The organism is Microcoleus sp. B4-C1, from assembly GCF_036705285.1.
In the GTDB taxonomy this organism is placed as follows: Bacteria; Cyanobacteriota; Cyanobacteriia; order Cyanobacteriales; family Microcoleaceae; genus Microcoleus.
Genome location: NZ_JAUBUC010000015.1, coordinates 48,788 through 70,334, shown reverse-complemented (window position 1 = coordinate 70,334; position 21,547 = coordinate 48,788). Strand labels below are relative to the sequence as shown.

Annotated in this window: 20 protein-coding genes; 6 read left to right on the top strand and 14 right to left on the bottom strand. The window is 46.7% G+C overall.

The genetic code is table 11. The annotated features are described in order from the left end of the window. Positions 1-429: 429 nt before the first annotated feature. From rodA to QUB26_RS08775, 5 genes are all read right to left on the bottom strand, one after another. Positions 430-1,689 carry a rod shape-determining protein RodA gene (gene rodA, locus QUB26_RS08795; RefSeq protein ID WP_333055266.1) on the bottom strand — a complete coding sequence of 420 codons (1,260 nt, stop codon included), beginning with the start codon at positions 1,687-1,689 and terminating at the stop codon, positions 430-432. Between the two features lie 330 nt (positions 1,690-2,019). Then, positions 2,020-2,367 carry a VOC family protein gene (locus tag QUB26_RS08790; protein WP_190661613.1) on the bottom strand — a complete coding sequence of 116 codons (348 nt, stop codon included), beginning with the start codon at positions 2,365-2,367 and terminating at the stop codon, positions 2,020-2,022. Positions 2,368-2,428: 61 nt separating this feature from the next. Continuing rightward, positions 2,429-2,632, bottom strand: a complete 204-nt coding sequence (locus tag QUB26_RS08785) for a tetratricopeptide repeat protein (RefSeq protein WP_333238863.1) — start codon at positions 2,630-2,632, stop codon at positions 2,429-2,431. A gap of 245 nt (positions 2,633-2,877) precedes the next feature. Further along, a complete protein-coding gene (locus QUB26_RS08780) occupies positions 2,878-3,279 on the bottom strand; it encodes a hypothetical protein (RefSeq protein ID WP_333317562.1) in 402 nt (133 codons plus the stop codon). Further along, positions 3,276-3,641, bottom strand: a complete 366-nt coding sequence (locus QUB26_RS08775) for a PASTA domain-containing protein (RefSeq protein ID WP_333055262.1) — start codon at positions 3,639-3,641, stop codon at positions 3,276-3,278. Before QUB26_RS08775 ends, QUB26_RS08780 begins: the two co-directional genes overlap by 4 nt. Before the next feature lie 168 nt (positions 3,642-3,809). Between QUB26_RS08775 and QUB26_RS08770 the strand changes: the two genes are divergently transcribed. The 4 genes from QUB26_RS08770 to QUB26_RS08755 all read left to right on the top strand — a co-directional run bounded on the left by QUB26_RS08770 (position 3,810) and on the right by QUB26_RS08755 (position 5,097). Continuing rightward, entirely contained in the window at positions 3,810-4,073 is a 264-nt protein-coding gene (locus QUB26_RS08770) for a type II toxin-antitoxin system ParD family antitoxin (protein ID WP_333317560.1), read from the top strand. Continuing rightward, positions 4,070-4,396 (top strand): type II toxin-antitoxin system RelE/ParE family toxin, encoded by a 327-nt coding sequence (locus QUB26_RS08765; RefSeq protein WP_333317558.1) that lies wholly within the window; start codon positions 4,070-4,072, stop codon positions 4,394-4,396. Before QUB26_RS08770 ends, QUB26_RS08765 begins: the two co-directional genes overlap by 4 nt. Positions 4,397-4,510: 114 nt before the next feature. Beyond that, positions 4,511-4,750, top strand: a complete 240-nt coding sequence (locus QUB26_RS08760) for a hypothetical protein (RefSeq protein ID WP_333238710.1) — start codon at positions 4,511-4,513, stop codon at positions 4,748-4,750. Continuing rightward, positions 4,735-5,097 (top strand): type II toxin-antitoxin system PemK/MazF family toxin, encoded by a 363-nt coding sequence (locus QUB26_RS08755; RefSeq protein ID WP_333238708.1) that lies wholly within the window; start codon positions 4,735-4,737, stop codon positions 5,095-5,097. Before QUB26_RS08760 ends, QUB26_RS08755 begins: the two co-directional genes overlap by 16 nt. Before the next feature lie 159 nt (positions 5,098-5,256). On the opposite strand, the gene QUB26_RS08750 is transcribed toward QUB26_RS08755, so the two are convergent. The 4 genes from QUB26_RS08750 to QUB26_RS08735 all read right to left on the bottom strand — a co-directional run bounded on the left by QUB26_RS08750 (position 5,257) and on the right by QUB26_RS08735 (position 6,665). Then, positions 5,257-5,616 (bottom strand): DUF5615 family PIN-like protein, encoded by a 360-nt coding sequence (locus tag QUB26_RS08750; RefSeq protein ID WP_333317555.1) that lies wholly within the window; start codon positions 5,614-5,616, stop codon positions 5,257-5,259. After that, entirely contained in the window at positions 5,600-5,851 is a 252-nt protein-coding gene (locus tag QUB26_RS08745; RefSeq protein WP_333238704.1) for a DUF433 domain-containing protein, read from the bottom strand. The genes QUB26_RS08750 and QUB26_RS08745 overlap by 17 nt, the downstream gene beginning before the upstream one ends. 203 nt (positions 5,852-6,054) lie before the next feature. After that, positions 6,055-6,300: a hypothetical protein gene (locus tag QUB26_RS08740; RefSeq protein ID WP_333199539.1), complete on the bottom strand. Its 246-nt coding sequence runs from the start codon at positions 6,298-6,300 to the stop codon at positions 6,055-6,057. After that, positions 6,297-6,665, bottom strand: coding sequence for a GIY-YIG nuclease family protein (locus QUB26_RS08735; RefSeq protein ID WP_333317553.1), 369 nt, complete (start codon positions 6,663-6,665; stop codon positions 6,297-6,299). Before QUB26_RS08735 ends, QUB26_RS08740 begins: the two co-directional genes overlap by 4 nt. Between QUB26_RS08735 and QUB26_RS08730 the strand changes: the two genes are divergently transcribed. Then, positions 6,664-6,810, top strand: coding sequence for a hypothetical protein (locus tag QUB26_RS08730; protein WP_333317550.1), 147 nt, complete (start codon positions 6,664-6,666; stop codon positions 6,808-6,810). The genes QUB26_RS08735 and QUB26_RS08730 overlap by 2 nt on opposite strands. Positions 6,811-6,935: 125 nt before the next feature. On the opposite strand, the gene QUB26_RS08725 is transcribed toward QUB26_RS08730, so the two are convergent. The 3 genes from QUB26_RS08725 to QUB26_RS08715 all read right to left on the bottom strand — a co-directional run bounded on the left by QUB26_RS08725 (position 6,936) and on the right by QUB26_RS08715 (position 12,718). Continuing rightward, entirely contained in the window at positions 6,936-10,577 is a 3,642-nt protein-coding gene (locus QUB26_RS08725; protein ID WP_333317548.1) for a S8 family serine peptidase, read from the bottom strand. Between the two features lie 50 nt (positions 10,578-10,627). Next, complete coding sequence (locus tag QUB26_RS08720) at positions 10,628-11,209, bottom strand: hypothetical protein (protein ID WP_333317545.1); 582 nt, start codon at positions 11,207-11,209, stop codon at positions 10,628-10,630. A gap of 624 nt (positions 11,210-11,833) precedes the next feature. Beyond that, positions 11,834-12,718, bottom strand: a complete 885-nt coding sequence (locus QUB26_RS08715; protein ID WP_333238696.1) for a 4-hydroxybenzoate solanesyltransferase — start codon at positions 12,716-12,718, stop codon at positions 11,834-11,836. 210 nt (positions 12,719-12,928) lie between these two features. On the opposite strand from QUB26_RS08715, the gene QUB26_RS08710 reads away from it, so the two are divergent. Beyond that, on the top strand, positions 12,929-14,545 hold the full coding sequence (locus QUB26_RS08710) for a Ppx/GppA phosphatase family protein (RefSeq protein ID WP_333317543.1): 1,617 nt from the start codon (positions 12,929-12,931) through the stop codon (positions 14,543-14,545). Positions 14,546-15,055: 510 nt separating this feature from the next. On the opposite strand, the gene QUB26_RS08705 is transcribed toward QUB26_RS08710, so the two are convergent. Both QUB26_RS08705 and QUB26_RS08700 read right to left on the bottom strand, forming a co-directional pair. After that, a complete protein-coding gene (locus QUB26_RS08705) occupies positions 15,056-19,549 on the bottom strand; it encodes a choice-of-anchor Y domain-containing protein (protein WP_333317541.1) in 4,494 nt (1,497 codons plus the stop codon). Positions 19,550-19,861: 312 nt separating this feature from the next. Then, a partial coding sequence (locus QUB26_RS08700; protein WP_333317539.1) for a calcium-binding protein occupies positions 19,862-21,547 on the bottom strand: 1,686 nt, incomplete at its 5' end.

The window sequence follows — 21,547 nt, the reverse complement described above, 5'->3', positions numbered from 1 at the left end:
AAGAAGGAAGAAGGAAGAAGGAAGAAGGAAAAAGGAAGAAGGAAAAAGGAGAAAGAAAGAAGAAAGGAAGAAAAAAAAGATGTAATACTAGCAAGGGTTTCAGGCATTAATAACTTCCTCAGTAGGGTCTCCACTGCACAGAGAGTGGCTTACCCATAGCGCACAAAAGCATTTATTGTTTGCGTCAATAGTGGTTTAATTAAGTCGGTGTACTTCAGGTGTTGGGCCTCTAAATTTTATTTTTGGGCGGGTTCTCGTGCGCCCCCAAGAATTTTATCAAACTTAACTGTCCTAAAGGCTCGGCTCAGGAAGCGTAAAATTTAGATGCGCCTTGGCCGATCGACAAAAAATACGATCGCCCGCAGAATCTCTCGAAAGAAATCAAAAGGGCGATCGCATTCCCAAAACTCATTACCCATTACCAATGACCTAATTCCAACGCTTCTTGCGCTGTCGCTGGCTGGCCACAGCCTCCACCAGTCCCAGGCCGAGAAAATTACTCAGCAGCGACGCATTCCCGTAACTTAGGAAAGGCAGGGGAATGCCCGTAACCGGCGCCAAGCCAATGTTCATCCCAATATTTACGAATACCTGAAAAATCAACATTGACAGTACGCCGATCGCCAGCAAAGAACCAAAATTATCGTTAGCAGTTTGAGCGATCGTCACCAACCTGAAACAAATTACCCAAAAGACAAACAGCACGCAAATGCAGCCAATAAACCCCAATTCTTCGCCAATGGCTGAAAAGATAAAGTCTGTATGCTGTTCGGGAATAAAGTTAAGCTGAGTTTGCGTTCCCTGAAACAAACCCCTGCCTTTCAGTTCCCCGGCCCCAATAGCAATCCGAGATTGAATCAAGTGATATCCGCTACCTAAAGGGTCTTTCTCCGGGTTTAAAAACCCTGTCAGACGCATTTTTTGATAATCCTTGAGTACATTCCAAAAAAGCTGTCCGACTTGTCCAGAAACAACGTTCACCAACACAGCACCGAAAGTCCCCAACCAGGGCCAAGGCAGGGTTCGCCAAGCGATAATACCTGCAACAACTACCCAGGCTACCCAAATCGGTGTATACAGGTTATTGAGGAGAACTGAGATGAGAGGAGAGAATAGCAATATTAGCCAGCCGGGATTGACATTTCCCCAGTAAAACATCCCCATTGTGATCGCGCCGAAGACTAAGGAAGTACCTAAATTTGGTTCGGCAAAGATCAATCCCCAAGGTACAGCCATAATCGCCAGCATCCTCAACATATGACCCACCGTGGGGACAGTCTTGTCGTGCAGGAGAGCTGCTAAAGTGATAATCATGCCTACTTTGGCAAATTCTGACGGTTGCAGGTAAAAGCCGCCGATGTTGATCCACCGCTGGGCACCGAGCCCTGTAGTACCGATAAACCGCACTGCGATCAGGGACAAATTGATTAATATGTAAATCGGCCATTTCCACTCAATCAGTGTTTGGTAACGGCAGCGGGAAATGATGATGGCGAGGATCAAACCCACTGCCCCAGTTACCCAGTGCCGCCACCAGTCGATCATCCCCTGGTTGATTTCGACGCTGCGGATCATGACTCCCCCGAAGATGGTGAGGGCGATGCAAGCGCCAAACAGCCAAGGGTCTGCTTCTTCCCAGGGTTTGAAGATTGATTTCCAGCGGTTTCTGACTTGTATTCTCTGCAACATGAGGATTTTAGATTTTAGATTTTAGATTTTAGATTATCGAGCCGATTTTCGGAAGTTGTGGATATATTTTGGATTCACAGCCTGCACCTTACTTGAGAAGCCTCGGTGTAAGTATGTAACTTTATTCGGCGAGTTTTAGGGAGGTTCCGGGAACGGAAGAAGGAACGCCTGCGCCCGGTATCTGGGTATTCTATTTTTTTCTGTGCGCTTACTTAATTTAGTTCGCGCACGTGGTCAGAAACCGGGTTTTTGTCGAGAAGACGCACTGCAACTCGCAGAAACCGCTAAAAACCCGGTTTCTTGGGTGTTGATTCGTAAGCCCTAGAATCGTCAGGCCGGTTCGTAAAGGTACTCGAAGCCGTTCCCATCTGGATCTCTGCCGTAAAAGGATGCAGTACCGTCGCGGTGTTCGTGGATGTGGGTGACGGAAACACCATCGGCTTTGAGTTGTTCGTAGGCGGATTCCATTTCGGTGCGATCGTCAAATACAAACCCAAAATGCGGCCCTGCTTGGTCGTAACTCGGACTCAACAGCGCCAATCCGTCCTCTCCTGCTTTCAAATAAGCCCAGTCTGCATCTTTCCAGACTAACTCCATACCCAAGTTGCGGTAGAATTCAGCAGACTTCTCTATGTCTTGCACGCAGACGGCTACGTGTCCCAATCGTTTTAGTTTCATATCTACAAAGTTTATGGTTGTTCTTTCGTTTATTGTATCTATTTTCGGATTTATTTCTGAATTAATTAGGTATTTTTTCAGTTTTTTGGGTCGCAGCTAACTGTACTTTTTCTACTTGTTTGCTGGCGTCCATTTCGCTGAACAGTTGAATGGCGCGCTCAAAATTTTCTTGAGTTTTCTCGATGTTACCAAGTTTTTGTTCTGTTAGTGCTAGTTGATAGCAAGCTTCGGCTCGGTCTAATTTAGCGCTGGCTCGATCGAGTATTTCGATTGCTTCTGCATGGTGCTGCAGGGCTTGGTCAAATTCTCCCGGTTCTCGGTACAGCGCTGCTATACCGCTGAGAGATTTGGCTTTGATGGTAGTGTACTGGTTTTGGTCGGCCTGGGCGATCGCCCTTCCGAATTATTAGAAAGGGATCTCGCTCTTTTTTAACCGCAGATGGACGCTGATTGACGCGGATGCAAGAAGGGATCTCGCTCTTGTGATTCATAAAGCTTAAAAAATAGGAGTTAATTTTTAACTTCCTGAAAAATCTTATAGTGTTCGCAAATTATTTCAATAAAAATATCCCCTTCCAACCGAAAATGACTCAAAGCAGATAAATCTAAATTAGCCGGAAAAGTGAAAGGATAGGACAGGGAAGATAAGAAAGTTTCAGCCTTTTCTTCAAGCTTTCTGAGTTCGACTTCTCCTACCCAAAAACAGTAATTTTCATCATCGGAATTGATGGGGCGAGAAATTATTAGGTGAAGAATGCGATCGAACTCGATCGCTACATCTCCCACTTCGGGCCCAAAGGTGAAGTCTAAACGCAAGCCAAGATTTTGAGGGCGGAGTGAAACTCCTACTAAATCGGCACTTTTTAAGTCTTCTAAAAAGGTTTTGAGGTTGAGTGCGAGATCGGTTGTCATAGAATCACTTTTTCTCCGGTATTATGTGTCTTAGCCCCTGGTTCAAATTTTATTTGATTTCCATCTCTATTGTATCTACGACGGTAAGTTTTGCCCTCCGTCCCGCGTATATGAGGCCCTGTACGGACTATTTCACCATTTGGTCTAATATGAATGATACTGCCGTCTGGATGTTCAAAGGTTTGATAGCCACCTTTTGTGCTGGTTTGAAATTGGAAGCCGTAACTTTCCAGTATGGCGATCGCTTCTGATAAGGTTTGTCCTGTCAAATCTGGAAGTTTTTGTGCGGCTGGATTCATTGGTTGTGAATGGGAAAGATTTTGAGCGATCGCCATTTTGATTATAAAACGGGCGATCGCCATGATTGATGAATGATGGGCGAGATCCTTTTTGAGTCTGGTCGATCGAGGGCGATCGATCTTCCCAATTTCTTCTTAAAAAATTACTGGTTGTGAGACTTAACATAAAATGGCAAAATCTGCCATAATAAGATAACGAGTTAAATGAGGTAAGTAATACCAGTGACAAGCATGAATATTTCTCTGCCTGACTCAATGCGAACTTATATAGAAGAACAGGTAGCCCAAGGGTGTTATAGTACAGCTAGCGAGTATTTTCGTGAGTTAATTCGCCAAGACCAAAAACGCAAAGCTTCAGAACGTTTGGAAGCGATGTTATTAGAGGGTTTGGAATCGGGAAATCCTACCGCGATGACGGAGGAAAATTGGATGGAGATTCGTCAAGCTGTGCGATCGCGTATTTCCCAGAATCAGGGGTTGCAGGGAGAAAAATGACCTCGCTCCAAAAACGTCCGCAAGTTATCGGTGATTTGATTGAATTAGCCACTTACATTGTGGAAGATAATATGGATGCTTCCGATCGCTTTATTGTCGCGGCCGAAGAAACATTTAAACAATTAGCACAAACGCCAAAAATGGGAAAACGCTGTCAATTTTCTCATCCTAATTTAATCGATGTGCGACAACAAGCTATTAAAGGTTTTAGAAGATATCTGATTTTCTCCCGTCTGATAGACTCAGAGGTAGAAATTTTGCGCGTGATTCACGGGGCACGGGACATCGAAGATATCTTGGATAATGTTGATGAGACAGATTAAGAGCGATCGACTGGTATTTAGGAATTTTGGGAAATGTATGTTATCATTAAATTGGCAGTTTATTTTATCCTAGTTTTCAAGAGTAATACACCAAAGCTTTCCAGAATTTTTACTATGATGAAAGAGCAAACATTTGAACTGGATGAATCTCAGATAAAATTTCTCCAAAGTTGTCAAAAGTATGGATTTAAAGACGCAAATGAAGTAGTAAGAATCGCAATTAAACGCCTGGAATTAGCATTAGAAGCGGAGCGATTGGAAGAATCCGCTGCTCTCTATGCAGAAATCTATAAGGAAGATACAGACTTGCAAGAATTGACGGAATTAGGTTTAGAAGAATGGCTGAAGCTATAAAATTGAAACGCGGTTTAATTATTGAAGTTAATCTCGATCCAACAAAGGGTTCTGAAACGGGGAAAATTAGACCTTGTGTTGTTGTGACCAACAATACTTATAATGAGCGAGTTCCTGTAATCCAGGTTGTTCCAATTACTGCTTGGAGTGAAAAAAAAGCCAAGATTAAAAGTAATGTAGAGATTGAACCGTCTCAAAGAAATGGATTAACAAAAAAATCTATTGCTGATTGTTTGCAAACGCGCCCTATTGATTATGGTTCTCGTGGGGTAGATATCCGAGGTGAACTTGAACCAGAGGTGATCGTAAAAATCGATCTAGCTCTCAGAATCGTGTTTGCTTTGTAATTTTCAAGCTTTTAAAGAAGAAATAATCAATAGGTTACGAGGCGATCGCCATTTTGATTATAAACGGGCGATCGCCCTTCTGGATTATTAGAAAGGGCGATCGCTTTTTTTTAACCGCAGATGCACGCAGATTAACGCGGATGTAAGAAGGGCGATCGATCAAGGACTAATGGAAACCACATCCCCAGTATCATTAATGCGAACTGCGGAACCCGTTGGTAGCGACAATATCATAGTGCTAACTTGTCTCATCAAAGGTACAAGATGGTCGGGTCTCGTACTGCTAGAATCTAACACCACAATTGTAATAACACGAATTGCTAAATTTTGTTGATAGGGAAGATTTTTATCGGCGGTGATAAAAACATCAAAAGGATGATTCTCCGATCGATCCAGAATTTCCCGGTCTTTTAGCCCTCTCCACCCCATGTCATAAACATTGCTGATTGAATGACCCTCATCTAAGAAAGGCTGCTTAAGTTTTTGACTCAAGAGATTTTCATCAAGCAATATAAGCATTGGAATCACTTTCTAGCGACAGCATCATCTTAGTAAGATTTTCTAGCACTTTAATTGCCTGACTTTCTAGGTAAGGAAAATCATTAATAAATTCTGCGAAACCGCTTTCACCTTCCAGGTAATCGAAAAAAGTCTTTAAGGGAACGCGAGTGCCGACAAATACGGGGACACCGCTCATAATTTCTGGATCGCGGTGAATAATCCCTTTTCTTTGCAGTAATTCTTCTATTTTCACGGGCTTTACTCCTTTATATCAAAAGAAGTGGGCAAGTGTAGCTGTAACTGATGGGTAATTATATCATAAATTCAGCAAAAGCGATCGCCCTTCTGAATTATTAGAAAGGGCGATCGATCTTTTTTGACCGCAGATGGACGCTGATTAACGTGGATTCAAGAAGGGCGATCGCCATGATTGATTGTAAAACGGGCGATCGCACCCTATTTCTTTTGGGGAAATTCTACCAATTCTGATTCCTTAAGACGTTGCGATAATAGGCAATCTTCAAAGCTGAAAGCTTCTGAGTCTAGAAAACTAGCAATTGCCATTTCGATCGCAGCTTCCAGAGAACATTCTAGCTGCGTAGCTTTTGCCATCAAAGCGACTTTCACATAGTCAGGTAAATAAGTCATCAGCGAATGAATAGCTTCTGGTGGCAAGTGTTGGATCTTAAGTGTTTGAGTCATTGTTCTCTGGGGATTTTAACGTTGTAGGGAGGATTTGTAGCTTGAAGGATGAGGGTTTCTAATTCATATAATAACCCTGGTTTTTGCCATTGGTTGAGGGTAACAAAGGCAATCCTTACATCATCTGGATCGTAGCGATAGAGCCAGCCCCAGAGGAAGGCTTTGTGACCACCTCGCAGTCGATCGCGGAGGTTCTTGGCTTTGCCGATGTAGAGCAATCCTTCAGTGCGATGTCGAAAGGCGTACAAACCAACTTTAGCAGGAATGGTGTCGAAGTCGCGGCTGAGGGGATGGCACCGATCGAAGGGGGTAAAGGCGAGAGTGTCGAGAATTTGGCGGGCTTCTTGCTGGATGGGGTTGGTCATGAAAATTGGGAGATGCAAGCGGTTATTCCATCCTACAAGTAGAAGCGATCGCTCTTTTAATGAACCGCAAAAAAGCGATCGCAAATTCATTCCAAATAGCGATCGCCCTTCTGAATTATTAGAAAGGGCGATCGCTCTTTTTTGACCGCAGATGGATGCAGATTAACGCAGATGTAAGAAGGGCGATCGCTCTTTTGATGAATGATGAGCGATCGCCTCTCCCGAAAAACCTTCCCTACCCCCCTGAAAAGCAGAGAATAAAATCAGTCATCAACGATTCCTATACTCCCAATAAGCCTGTAAGGGGCTAACAGTTCTACCTAGAACCGTTGTCTCGTCATAAGCATTTAGAACAGAAGTAGGCTGTGAGTTATTGGCGACTGTCAGGTGTAAATGTGGAGCTAATCCTGTGTAGGATGTAGGCGCAATTTTAGCAAGGGTTTTACCTGCTGAGATAATACCATTTGAGATAGTACCATCTGGAAGAATACTACCTAGAACACGAAGTGATGGATCGACATTTACATGAAGATACATCCAGTAGCGCTCGGTATTTAATTCTTTAATGATCACTAGATCGCCTACACCCTTGTAAGCCTTTTCAATGCCGACAACAACTCCATCTGTAACCGAATAAACGGGTAATTTGTCTACACCATCAGTACCAATATCAATTCCAGAGTGAATCTGTTGATAATTAGTGGTGTAGTCTTGTTCATATACGTAGCCAGAAGAAGCTGTCGTCTTTACACCACCAAGAGCTTTATCTGATAAAGCTTGGTAGATTTGACTAACAGTTTCATTCGGAACAAGCTTATTAAGCTCCTTGTGAACTGAATCAGCCGTCATACTATTGTTATCTGGCTTGTAGAGATTGATACTTCCGGTATGTAAATCCCACCAATGATCATCAAAATCACTGGGACGGAATTGACCCAATGGTTCAAAGCCTTTACCTGATACAGGCAGAGAATCCTCATAGTTTTTGCGAATGGCATTGTAGTCTTTCTCAATGCTTGAAAGTATACCGGGAAAGAAATTTCCTCCTTCACCTGTGCGAATTGTATTACCTTTGCCAGAGATTGGCTGATTAGGTGGAACAGATACAGATGGCAAACCAGTACCTTCTTTGTAAGCCGTCGCCTTACCTCCATTCCAGTAGATATAGCCCTTCTCAAAGTATTGAATAAGATTCCCATTCCCCAACCCCTTTTCCCCACTCTTCGGAGCGCCCAACCAGCCATCCAATCCACCTGTATTCAAGAATGCTTGACGGATAGCACCATAAAGGGGGAAAGTTCCATTTTTACTGCTGACGATCGACCCTTTGTCAAATAGTTGATAGCTGACACCACCAGAAGTGAGGACATCAGAAGTCGGATTACCCAGCGTTCCTTTAGAATTCTGGAAAACAGGATAGAAATTGCCACCAATGGTGCGCCCGTTGAGAGAAATTGAATTAGGCGCCGGCTGCACGGGATTGTCAATTGGTGGCTGTACGGGATTGTCAATTGGCGGTTGTAGGGGATTGTCAATCGGCGGCTGCACGGGATTGTCAATCGGCGGCTGCACGGGATTGTCAATTGGCGGTGTAGAGGGGATATCTTGGACATTGGTGACGTACAAACCAGATACAAAACCGCTACCATCTGCCAGGTGATACCAGACATCACTGCTACCTTCACCATTAGGATCGTTGATTAATTCACCTTGAGTCTGGTAGTCAAATTCCAGTTGTGTCCCAGGACTGACTTTACCGACAGAAGCACTGGAAGTATCAGCAGTGGGACGAATATTAACACCACCGTTAATCTGGACAGCAATTTTACCCCCATCCGTCACACCACTCAAATTAACGGCTCGTTCCCAGGGGCTAACTTGTGCATCTAAACCCCAAGTTGTCGGATTCGAGAAAGGTGTTGGAATATAAGCTTGCGGCGCTGTTTCCTTGGCCACTTGCACAGCTTTATTCAAATTCACCACCCCAAAACCCGTTTCCTTATCCCATCCTGGCTCCTTCAAATCGATCGCACTTCCCGTCAAAATGTCAATCACTTGGGTAGGATTCAAATCGGCATTACTCTCCCAAACCTTAGACGCCATCCCCGCCGCCTTGGCCGCGGCAACAGAAGTGCCCGCCATCGTGCCTAAATCATCGCCAACTGTCGATAAAGTCGGATTGTCGATCGCACCTCCGGGCACTAAAATATCCAAACCATAGCCATAGCTGGAATAATCCGATCGCCCAAATCCATCAGATGAACCAACCGTGAGAATATTCTCAAACTCCTGGGAAGATTGACCCAAAACAGACATCACACCGCCGTCATTCCCAGCCGCAACAACTAACAGCACTCCATTCTGACGCGCATTTTCTAATGCAGCACGTTCTCTGGGTGTAAATTCGTAACGAGTGGTAATGCTGCCATCAGCATTTTTCTGAGTTAAATCGAGGGGAAGAAGTGCGATCGCATTCTTTTTCTTTTGTGCCTTCGCCTCACCCACAAAATCAGTTAAAGCTAAATCCCATTCCCCAGAACCAATTGCCCGACTTAGATAAACATTTGCCTTATCGTTGTAGCCATCAATGCCTTTGTCGTTGCCTTGAATCGCACTCACTAAACCCCAGCTAAATGTGCCGTGTTCGTTACCAGTGCCAGCAGTAAACAAAGGATTGCTGTCTTTGTCAATGCGATCGCGCCCCATAGTCACTTTAGAGTAATCCAAATCGGGATTGTTCGGCGCAAACCCAGTATCGATGATGCCGATAAAGGCGCGATTTTCTGGCGGCGAACTAATCGGTAATACGGTTTCAATAGGCGGTTCCGGGTCGATCGGCTGCGACAGATCGTCGATCGGCTCAAGTCCAACTAGAGGTGGTTCAGGGGCGATCGTAGGCGGTTGCACGGGTGGTGTTGGAGGGGTCGGCAGCGTTGCAACAGGTGGCGTTGTCGCAACAGGCGGCGTTGCCACAGGCAGCGTTTCCACAGGTGGCGTTGTCTCAATCGGTGGCGCGACAGCCACAGGTGGTTTTGTCTCCACAGGTGGCGTTGTCTCCACAGGTGGCGTTTCCACAGGAGGCGCGACAGCAACCGGCGGTTTTGGATCAATCGGTGGCGTTTCCACAGGAGGCGCGACAGCCACAGGTGGTTTTGGATCAATCGGTGGCGTTTCCACAGGAGGCGCGACAGCCACAGGTGGTTTTGTCTCAATCGGTGGCGTTTCCACAGGAGGCGCGACAGCCACAGGTGGTTTTGTCTCCACAGGAGGCGTTTCCACAGGAGGCGCGACAGCAATCGGCGGCGTTGTCTCCACAGGAGGCGTTTCCACAGGAGGCGCTACAGCAACTGGCGGCGTTGTCTCCACAGGAGGCGTTTCCACAGGAGGCGCGACAGCAACCGGCGGTTTTGGATCAATCGGTGGCGTTTCCACAGGCGGCGCTACAGCCACAGGCGGTTTTGTCTCCACAGGTGGCGTTGTTACGGGTGGCGTTGTTGCAACAGGCGGTTTTGTCTCAATCGGTGGCGTTACAGCAACAGGCGGTTCCACAACCGGCAGCTTTGATTTGACATAATCGATCAATTTCTTGCCGCCATCAAGTTTAGTCCAATCTTTACTTGGATCGATCACTTTGTCGATCGACACTGCTTTGCCCGTCGCGCCTGTTAAATTGAAAACCAAATCGTTATAATCTTTATCTGAGCCCTGATCGACGCGCTGATCTTCCATTGCAAATGCCTTGCCCTTGCCAGTGACATCTGCTACTTGACCGTACAACCAAGCATCATTTGGATTAGTGCTAGATAATGACAACAGCGGGCGTTTGTCACCGCCGGCACCGGGATTCTTAAACACATCTTGCACCGTACCATTTGGCACCAGCATCACCGCAAAAGCTTCTCCCGGTTTCATCGGAAATGTTTTCGCGCCGCTGTACTGCCCTTCGTTATAATTTCCCTCTCCTAAACTGCCATTAAATAGTGGATTTGCACCTTGGGGTCAGAAATTACTACGTGACCAAAGGTAGAATTGGTCAGGGATCGTCTTGCTGCTTCTTTGATAAATTCCTGAGAACCAGGGGTGAATTCCTCCATTCCCAGCACGCTGAAAATGGCAACTTCACCTTGATAATTGCCGCCGTCGTGCAGCCAGTCAAAGCCAACTTGTCCCGTGGAATCTGTAGCGAAAAAGCCGGAGTCTACCCCTAAACCTGTCAGCGGGTCAACTTTGCCGTCTGGGGTTAAACTAACTTGATAATTTGTATCGCCCGAAGGTGCGGAAATTTTGAGCGCATAATTGGTTGCGCCCAAATTATCGATGCTAAAAGTTCCTGAATTTGTGCCGTTTGTTTCGATATCTTTGACGACTTTTCCCTGACTGTCGAGAAGCTGCATCCCGACAATGGAACTAAATCCTTCAGCCGTAACTCGAAAGCTGCCGGTATTGAGTCGATTAAAACGATAGGTGTCTGTGGGGTCAGTTTTACCTGCGAAGTCGATAGAGAAATAGTTGTCGTTCAGATTGCCGATCGATATATTAGACATGATGCACCTTTATTGATAAAATTCTATGGAAAAAATCAGCCGACACAGCCAAGCAATTGCCGCAAATCCGCGTAACGACACGCGACTTCAACTTAATCAGCAAAAGGTTAGAAAGTCGTTAAACTCGCTTAACTTTCCGCCGCTATATATCTATCAGAAGTGCGCCGGAGTTTTTATGCGTTTTGTAATGAAACTTTACACTGAGTGTTTAATAACGAGTAGGAAATGGCATCGTTAGACATTTATTTTCTTCCGGTGAAAGTGTTGCCTGTAACCAATTTCCATACCTGCAGACAAAAAGACGTAGTTTTTTATACTCCAATAATTCAGTATAATTTCGTCTCATAGACAAAAATAATATCAGTTTTTATAAGCCAGCGCATCAGTAACATCTCTGAAAAGTCTAATCCAATTAGATTAATAACTAAGTATATTTATGTATAATCATCCTGAAAAAAGATGAAGAAACCATCGCACATCCCCGGGGATGTGCGGGGGTGCGAGACTTGGATACAAAGCAGAGAGATACAGGCTTTCAGGCTTAAATCGATTTGAACCTCTTCTGTCAAACTTCAATCATTCGAGTTTCACACCCGTTTCCGGCGGGAAAAGCCCTACAAAAAACTAAAAAATCTCCCCAACAATCATCCCCGCTAATATGACAAAACCCACCCAAACATTTTGGCGAAAGATTTGACCGTAAACAAGCTTAGGAAGATCCGCATTTCGGAGTTGACTGTACTGCAAAAACCACAAAATCGCCGCCGCACAAATTGCCATCCAAAAACCAATGTGCAAGTGCAGATTCATCCCCATTGCCGCTAACAAACCGACAGTACCAACAAAGAAAAAACCCACAGCATTAGCCGCATTATCACCAAAAAAAATAGCGCTTGAATTCACGCCCAAACGCAAATCATCTTCCCGATCGCTCATTGCATAAACTGTATCAAATCCCATCGTCCAAAACACGACTGCACCCCACAGCAGCCAAGTCGCTAATTCTAATTCGTCAACGGCGGCACTCCAACTAATTAAAACTGCAAAACCCCAGGCAATTGATAACACTAATTGCGGCACTGGAAAAAATCTTTTTGCTAGCGGATAGCAGATAATTACTGGTACGGCAGCCACGCACAGCCAGAAGCTTAAAGGATTGAGATAAAAAGCGAGAATCGCCGCGCAAGCAAAGGAAATTAAAGCAACTCCTATTCCAGTTTGCACGGTGAGGGCGCGGGATGCTAGGGGGCGCGATCGCGTTCTTTCTACTTCGGGATCGATATCGCGATCCCACAAGTCGTTGATGACGCATCCCGCCGCACTCGTGGCTAGGGTTCCCAACACAATCACGCCCACCAATGCTGTCGGCGGCCTCCCGTGGGCTGCTAAAAAGACCGCCCAGAGGGCTGGAATCATTAAAATCAGCCTTCCTGCTGGTTTGTCCCATCTCAAAAGCCTCACGACGGTTAGCAATGTGGATTCGGGTTGGCGATCGGGCTGTGTAAGCATTTCAATTCTAGATTTGATATTTTTAACTCTAGATTTTATCAAATTTTAGGCACAATCACTTACTATCTCTGTTGGCGAGCATACTTCTGCCGAAATTTAAAACAGGTGAAAGTCTTGCCCAGTCAGCAATTCCAAATTTTTGCTAATTTAATAGAATGCCTAACTGGATTCGTGAAATAATCATAAATATCTGTCAACCCCGATACTCCAATGGTTAATTCACTTCCGTCTGCGGAGTCAAATCGCATTATTGCTGCTATTGATATGGGTACTAACTCATTTCACATGGTGGTGGCGCGGATCGATCCGAAATTGCCTGCGTTTACGATTATTGCTAGAGAAAAAGATACGGTTCGGTTGGGCGATTGTGAGGTTAAGACAGGGTGCTTGAAGCCCGAGGTTATGCAAAGGGCGATCGCCACTCTGAGCCGTTTTCTAGATATTGCTAAAACTTTCAATGCTGAACAAATTATCGCTGTGGCTACCAGTGCGGTTCGGGAAGCCCCTAACGGGCGAGATTTTCTCAAACAAGTTGCTGACGAATTAGACCTGAATGTTAGTTTGATTTCCGGTCAGGAAGAAGCGCGGAGAATTTATCTGGGCGTTCTTTCGGGTATGGAGTTTAACAATCAGTCCCAGGTGATTATTGATATTGGGGGCGGTTCTACGGAGTTGATTTTAGGAGACAGTTCTGAGCCTCGCTGTCTCACCAGTACAAAAATTGGTGCTGTTCGCTTAACAGGACAATTTGTCAAAACTGACCCGATTAGCAAGGAGGAGTTTGCTTATTTGCAAGCTTATATTCGGATTTCGCTGGAAAGACCGATCGACGAATTGCGATCTCAATTCCATGAGGGCGAACCTTTGCGCTTGATTGGCACTGCTGGAACCATCGAAACTCTGGCTGCTATTAACGCTCGCGAAAAGTTGGGAACTGTTCCGAGTCCGCTAGCCGGATATCAGTTAAGTTTAAAAGATTTACGCGATTTAGTCAATCGCTTTCGCAAACTTTCTTATGCCGAAAGGTTGGCAATTCCTGGAATGTCGGACAAGCGGGCGGAAATTATTCTGGCAGGCGCTTTGATTTTGCAGGAAGCTATGATACTATTAGGAATTGAATCGCTGACTGTGTGCGATCGGTCTCTGAGAGAAGGCGTAATTGTTGACTGGATGCTGGCGCACGGTTTAATTGAAAACCGCTTACGCTATCAAGGTTCAATCCGCCAGCGTAGCATTCTCCACATGGCTAACAAATATCAAGTCAATTTAGAACAAAGCGAAAGAACCGCAGCATTTACTCTCAATTTATTCGACCAAACTCAAGGAATTCTACACAATTGGGGAACCGAAGAACGCGAGTTGCTGTGGGCTGCGGCAATTCTACACAACTGCGGTTTATACGTCAGCCATTCAGCGCACCACAAGCATTCTTACTATTTAATTCGCAATGGTGAGTTATTGGGCTACACTGAAACAGAGATTGAAGTCATTGCCAATTTGGCTCGCTATCACCGGAAAAATCCTCCTAAAAAGAAGCACGAAAATTTTATTGTTCTTCCAAAAAAATACCGGGAACTCGTCAGTAAATTGCATCCTTTTCTGCGGTTAGCTGTGGCTTTAGATAGGCGTCAGATTGGCGCAATTTCTAATTTTAAATGCGAACACCGCCCGGAAGTGAGAGAGTTTCACTTACGGTTGCACCCGCTCAATCCCGAAGATGATTGCGCTCTGGAACTGTGGAGTTTGGATTATAAAAAGCCGTGTTTTGAATATGAGTACAATCTCAAATTAGTGGCAACTTTGGAACCGACTCTGGTTCCGGTTTAAATACAAAGCCGAGCCTGAAAACGAGAAACTGTAGGGTGCGCGCGTCCCCTACAGTTTTAACTTAATCCCAAGTCTACTACCAATATTGTGTTTGACTCTACAGTCCTCCCGATCGCCCTAGCGTGCCTTGCGAAGGCAGCGTGGATTAATTTTAGAGAGGAGAAATCAATGCAATATGACTATTTGCTGACGCTATACGAAAGATTGAAATAATGTCTCATATCATGTCCGGTCGAGCGATCGCGATTAAAGGCCGGGGCGGGTTTACAGATTTTCCGGTTTCTATTCAATATCTTGGCGAACCCGCCCCTACAGAAATCATGGTTAATTGACCGGACATGATATAATATCATGTCAAGTCGAGCGATCGCGATTTTTGTAGGGGTTCCCCTCACCAACAATACCTACCAATAATTGACATCTCAAAAACCCGCCCCCACCGGGATATTATGGTTAATCGATCGGACATGATATTAGCGATCGTTCTGATACAACCGGATTCCATATTATCTACAAACCAGGTAGTCCAATTACTGTAAAATCCTGTTGAGTGATGAGATTAGCTGGCACACCTTTTAGGCTAGCTAAGATTTGATCCGTGTTGGCAATTTTGATAAAAGTTGTAGTGTTTTCTTCAACTATGCTGAGTCGATCGACCGTTAACCCTCCCGTCAAAATTAATAAATCTTCACCTTGCGTAAAATCAGCGATGACATCGCGGCCTTCTCCCGCAGTCAAGAAAAAGTAATCGCGCCCGCTTCCCCCTTGCAGCGTATCGTTTCCGAAGTCTCCCCTCAACCAGTCGTCGCCAATTCCCCCAATCAAAGTATCATCACCCTCACCCCCGTACAGAGTATCGCTACCGTCACCGCCGCACAATTGATCGGCATCTTCATTGCCATAAATTAAATCATTGCCACTACCGCCGCACAAATAATCTTTTTGACTGGTAGCATCCATCGCGATATTGTCACTATCTCCGAAAATCGTATCCTCGCCCTCGCCGCCGCAGATGGTGTCATTTCCCAACTCTCCAAACAGCAAATCATTGCCCGAATCGCCGCAAATTATATCGTTATCTTTGCCACCATGTAAGGTATCATTTTCCTTGCCGCCGCTGAGAGTATCTTCGCTTTCTTGTCCGTACAAAACGTCGTTGCCGTTATTGCCAAAAAGCAAATCTTTTCCGGTCAAGCCACCGTCAGACGCATCAGAAGTGCCGCCAAATAAACTGTCATTACCTTCATCGGCAAGCAAGGTATCGCTGCCTTTGTCGCCCCAAACTATGTCATTATCTTTGCCTGCGATCGCCACATCATGATCTTTACCCGCATAAATAAGGTCATTCCCAGCGTGGCCGACGAGATAGTCGTTATTTTCGTTGCCAAATATGGTGTCGCTGTCTGCATCCGCGCCCACAGCAACTGGGCTAGCAAAGCCGCCGTAAATATTGTCGTTGCCGAGAAAGCCCTTTAGCAAGTCGCTGCCGTTGAAACCGTTGATGATGTCATTAACATCGCTGCCGGTTAGAGTATCTTTACCGTCAGTACCGTTGAGGGTATTTTCAGGGATATTCGGGCCGGGAATGGAATTGCGATCGGGTAAAGTGATTCGATCGCACATACAGTCTTCCGAAGCAGCAGGAATTAGCGAAGGTTTGGGGGTTTCGGTTGATGGAGATGTGGTTGGGGCGATCGAATTGTCAGTTGCGATCGGTGTTTCCCCAGGTTTAGCCGTTGGGATTGGAGTTTCTCCAGATGTCGAAATTGGTGTCGGAATTGGCGTCGGAGTTTCCGCAGGCGTCGGAGTTTCCGCAGGAATTGGCGTCGGAATTGGCGTCGGAGTTTCCGCAGGCGTCGGAATGGGAGTTTCCGCAGGAATTGGCGTCGGTGTCGGAATTGGTGTCGCAGTGGAAATAGGCGTCGGAGTTGGAGTTGGCGTCGGAGTTTCCGCAGGCGTCGGAATGGGAGTTTCCGCAGGAATTGGCGTCGGTGTCGGAATTGGCGTCGCAGTGGAAATAGGCGTCGGAGTTGGAGTTGGCGTCGGAGTTTCCGCAGGCGTCGGAATGGGAGTTTCCGCAGGCGTCGGAGTTCCCGTGGGAGTTGGAGTTTCCGCAGGCGTCGGAGTTCCCGTGGGAGTTGGAGTTTCCGCAGGCGTCGGAGTCGGAGTTGGCGTCGGAGTTTCCGTGGGAGTCGGAGTTGGAGTTGGAGTTTCCGCAGGCGTCGGAGTTCCCGTGGAAGTTGGAGTTGGAGTTTCCGCAGGCGTCGGAGTCGGAGTTCCCGTGGAAGTTGGAGTTGGAGTTTCCGCAGGCGTCGGCGTCGGAGTTCCCGTGGGAGTTGGAGTGGGAGTTTCCGCAGGCGTCGGAGTCGGAGTTGGCGTCGGAGTTTCCGCAGGCGTCGGAGTTCCCGTGGGAGTTGGAGTTTCCGCAGGCGTCGGCGTCGGAGTTCCCGTGGGAATTGGAGTTTCCGCAGGCGTCGGCGTCGGAGTTCCCGTGGGAGTTGGAGTTTCCGCAGGCGTCGGCGTCGGAGTTCCCGTGGGAGTTGGAGTTTCCGCAGGCGTCGGCGTCGGAGTTGGAGTTGTATCTACAATAGTCAAAACAGCACTAGAAATTGCTCCTAAATCTGCTTTGTTAGTGGGATTGTTCAGAGTTAAATTAACAGTTTCATTCTCTTCTATCTCTGAATCATCCACAATTGGAATCGTGAAAGTTTGAGTAGTTTCGCCAATGCCAAAATTTAATGTTCCCGATTTCTGGTTATAGTCACTACCAGCATTAGCAGTGCCATTACTTGTACTGTAACTGACAGCAGCAGCCACATTAGCATCAGTGCGAGTAACGGTAATTGTGGCAAATTGACCGTTTTCATTAACGCTGTAGTTGGCGTTGCTGAAATTAAATGTGCCTGGATTGGTGAGGTTGATAATGAACGATTGGGTATCAGAAGTATCGAGCCCGTCGTTCTCTCTACCGCCATTATCTTTCAGGTTCAGAGTGATATTAGCACTGCCGATCGCCCCCGGCATCGGTGTAAAGGTTAGCGTCCCCACCGAGTCGATCGCAGGTTGTACACTAAACAAAGCAGCATTATCATTCCCTACCACTTGAAAAGCCACAGTTTGTCCTGATTCGTTAGGGCCTGGAGAAATCGCAGTCGCCCATCCGGGGATGGTTTGTGGCCCCGAATTGCTGCTGAGAGTGCGATCGACCCCTTTGACAAACGAAGGTGGATCGTTGACTGGATTAACTGCGATCGAACTTGTTAAACTATTAGTGCTAAACGGCGTTGTTCCACCAGTAACTGAAGCATTGACGCCGGCAGTACCGTTACCCACTCCGTTACTTCCATCCCACGCCTGAAAAGTAATTGTTGGTTTGCTTCCAGCGGTACTGTAATAGTCTTGGTTGGGTACAAACCGAACTTTCGCAGGCGTTTGCAGGGAAACCCGCGTCAGGTTGATGTTAGCTTGCGCCGAGGTAGTGCCGTCACCGAGGAATAGAAAATTAGGAGTTTCGTAAGGATCTATCTGGTCGCTAAATCCTGAATAATCGCGCAGCGGGCCGGTTAGTATGATAGCGCTGCCATCGGAAAGAAAGTATTTGTTACCTTGAACTCTGAGAGTGTAGTTAGTAGCAATATTGGTGTTATAAGCAACATTCTCTGCTGCAACAAATAAGCCGTTTGTTTGTCCGCCTGGGTTGGGAGTAATGCCGTCGCCTTGTGCGAAGATATTGCCAGAGTTTTCAGATAGCCGCTGGAAACCGATTTCAATGGCTTTGCGATCGCTAGTAACGGCAACAATGCTAAAACCTGCCCGATCTTGATTAGTGCGGGATTCCGAGATAATTTGGAGATTAAAAGACAAGCTAAAGCCTGTAGTGCGATCGAGCGGTGGAAATGACGGATTTAAAGAATTTTTTGTATAGCCAGCATAAATTCTATTGTCCGCACTGCTGTTTAAATTAACTCCATTACCGCTAAAAAATTCTGAAGCTGTAGCGGTAGGAGAAGCAAAATTTGAGTTAGTCAAAGACAGCCAATTTTGAGAACTGGGAGTGTTACCAAGTAAGCCATTATAAAGAGGAGTCGGACCGAGCACTGTTGCTGAAGTTTCCGACACTGCACCGAAATTTGTCCAAGTATTGCCATCTGTTGAAAATTGCCAGTTACCGTTAGTATTGTCTGCAGCGGTGACTGCGACACCCAAAGGATCGCCATTAGCGTCACTTCCTAACTCGCTAGTGAGGTTAAAAATACTAAAGCCTGTGTTATCGGCGCTGGGTATATCTTCATTAATTGCGATCGGCGGATTAACATTAGGAGTTGCCAAATTGGGAGCAATGTTAACCGATCGGTTGCGGAGACTGTTAATATAAATACTGTTAATTCCGCCGTTGGGCAAACCCAAGGTGCCGGGACTATCTATAGTATAACTAGCAGTTCTGTTGATGCCGCCAATAGCGCTGGAAAACTCAACATTACCCCCGTTGGGTGGTGCTAAAATTTGCACCTTAGCCTCACTCCCAAAGGCTCCGTGTGTTCCTGTTCCTGGACTCCTCCAGGCGAGGGAATCAACAGAAGTAATTCCCGCACTGCTAGTATCTACCCAAACAATATCTGAGGCTGCAAAATCCCCACCAAAAGCGTTAGTTCCGACTAAGATATTATTGAGATAAGTACCGCCAGCAGCGTTATTTATCAGCAATTGAATGTTCCAATCAGCATCATTTCCGTCGGCAACGGGGTTGTAGTTAATATCATCAGTAGGAATGACACCTGAACCGCCGATCGCAATTATGGTTCCTGCCTTGAATACAGGAGCAATACTCGCCATGTTCCTGAACTGATAAGCAGAATTTTTCTGTGCTGTTGCACCAATTGAGTCGCCTACAAAATAGCTCTGAAGCTGAGTTGCGCTTACATCTTCCGTCAACAGCAGTTCCACATACTCATTCCCCTGGAATTGCCCGTCCCGCCGGAATTCGTTAATAATTATCTGTCCCATCTAGATGCACCTAAATTTGAGATGATTATGTATTAGCTGCCAACTACTATCAATTTTTTTACATTTAATTTTTATTTACGTAAATACACTGTCAGTAGTTTCTCCGTAAAGTGGCTTTTTTAAGTCATTTTTATTACTAAAATAATACCGGGAGTGCAGAGCAGTGTCAAGCAAAAGCTTGGAGTATTGTCGATCGCACTCCCGGACGCAAAAAGTGATTTGATACACTGCTCATAGTGGCAAGCTACGCGCTGTGCACCCTACATAATTAACTAAGGTGCGTACTCCGCACCTTAGTTAATTAATTTGTGCTTACCCGAAGATGGTAAAATCATTCAGACCGATCGCACTAGCTTGCACTCCATTCAAAGCAGCCAACAGTTGACCGTTCTCACCAATCCTGATGAAAGCTGCATTAGCGTTTTGGGTAATACTAAGTTGACCAAAAGTTAGACCACCCGCTAACACCAACAAATCTTCACCTTTTGTGAAATCAGTAATTAGATCGCTGCCTTCACCTGCTGTTAAAACAAAGCGATCGCGCCCAATGCCGCCGTTGAGAATATCATTTCCCAAACCCCCAATCAGACAATCGTCACCTTTGCCGCCGTAGAGAGTATCGTTGCCCTCATCGCCGCACAGTTTATCGGAACCGCCGTTGCCAAACATCAGATCGTTGCCAGCAGCGCCGCACAGGGAATCTGCCTCGCCGTTAAAGTCGATCGCACTGTCTCCGAAAATAGTATCGTCCCCATCGTCGCCACAAATGCTATCACTGCCGCGATCGCCCAACAGCCGATCGTTGCCAGTACCCCCCACCACAACGTCATTGCCCTTGCCGCCATAAACAGTATCATTGCCCTCGCCGCCGCTTAGAGTATCCGCAGCATCTCCCCCATTCAAGAAGTCGTTGCCAGCAGCGCCAAACAGCAAATCGCGTCCAGTCGAATCAGGGCCCGACGGGTCAAAACTGCCTCCAAACAAGCAGTCGTTACCCTGAGCCCCAACGAGAGTGTCATTGCCTTTGTCGCCCCAAATCAAGTCATCGTCTTTGCCGCCGATCGCCACATCATCGCCCTTACCCCCGAAAATGCGATCGTCGCCGCCGGCCCCGTTGAGGTAATCATTGCCACTGCCGCCAAACAGCAAGTCTTTGTCTGCATTCGGGCCAAGGGGGATATTGGTGGGCAGTGCCCCGTAAATATTGTCGTTGCCTTTTTCGCCCAGCAGAACGTCGTCGCCGTTGAAACCGCTGATAACGTCGTTGAGATTGCTGCCGATGAGGAAGTCGTCGCCGTCAGTGCCATTGAAAGTGCGATCGACAGAATTCGGGCCCGGAATCGAACCGATCGCGGGTAGGGTAATCTGTTCGCAAATGCAATCGGTATCGCCCCCTTGAACGCTGTCAGAGTCAACAGGAATTCCGGTGGGAGTCGGAGTGCCGGTGGGAGTCGGAATTCCGGTTGGGGTTGGAGTTTCCGTGGGAGTCGGAGTTTCCGTGGGAGTCGGAGTTCCGGTTGGAGTCGGAGTTCCGATGGGAGTTGGAGTTCCGGTTGGAGTCGGAGTTCCGGTTGGAGTCGGAGTTCCCGTTGGAGTCGGAGTTCCCGTTGGAGTCGGAGTTTCCGTGGGATTTGGAGTTTCCGTGGGAGTCGGAGTTCCCGTGGGGGTTGGAGTTTCCGTGGGAGTCGGAGTTCCCGTGGGAGTGGGAGTTTCCGTGGGAGTCGGAGTTGGAGTTCCGGTTGGGGTTGGAGTTTCCGTGGGAGTCGGAGTTCCGGTTGGAGTCGGAGTTTCCGTGGGAGTCGGAGTTCCGGTTGGAGTCGGAGTCGGAGTTCCCGTGGGAGTTGGAGTGTCCGTGGGGGTTGGAGTTCCCGTGGGAGTGGGAGTTTCCGTGGGAGTCGGAGTTGGAGTTCCGGTTGGGGTTGGAGTTTCCGTGGGAGTCGGAGTTGGAGTTCCGGTTGGGGTTGGAGTTTCCGTGGGAGTCGGAGTTCCGGTTGGAGT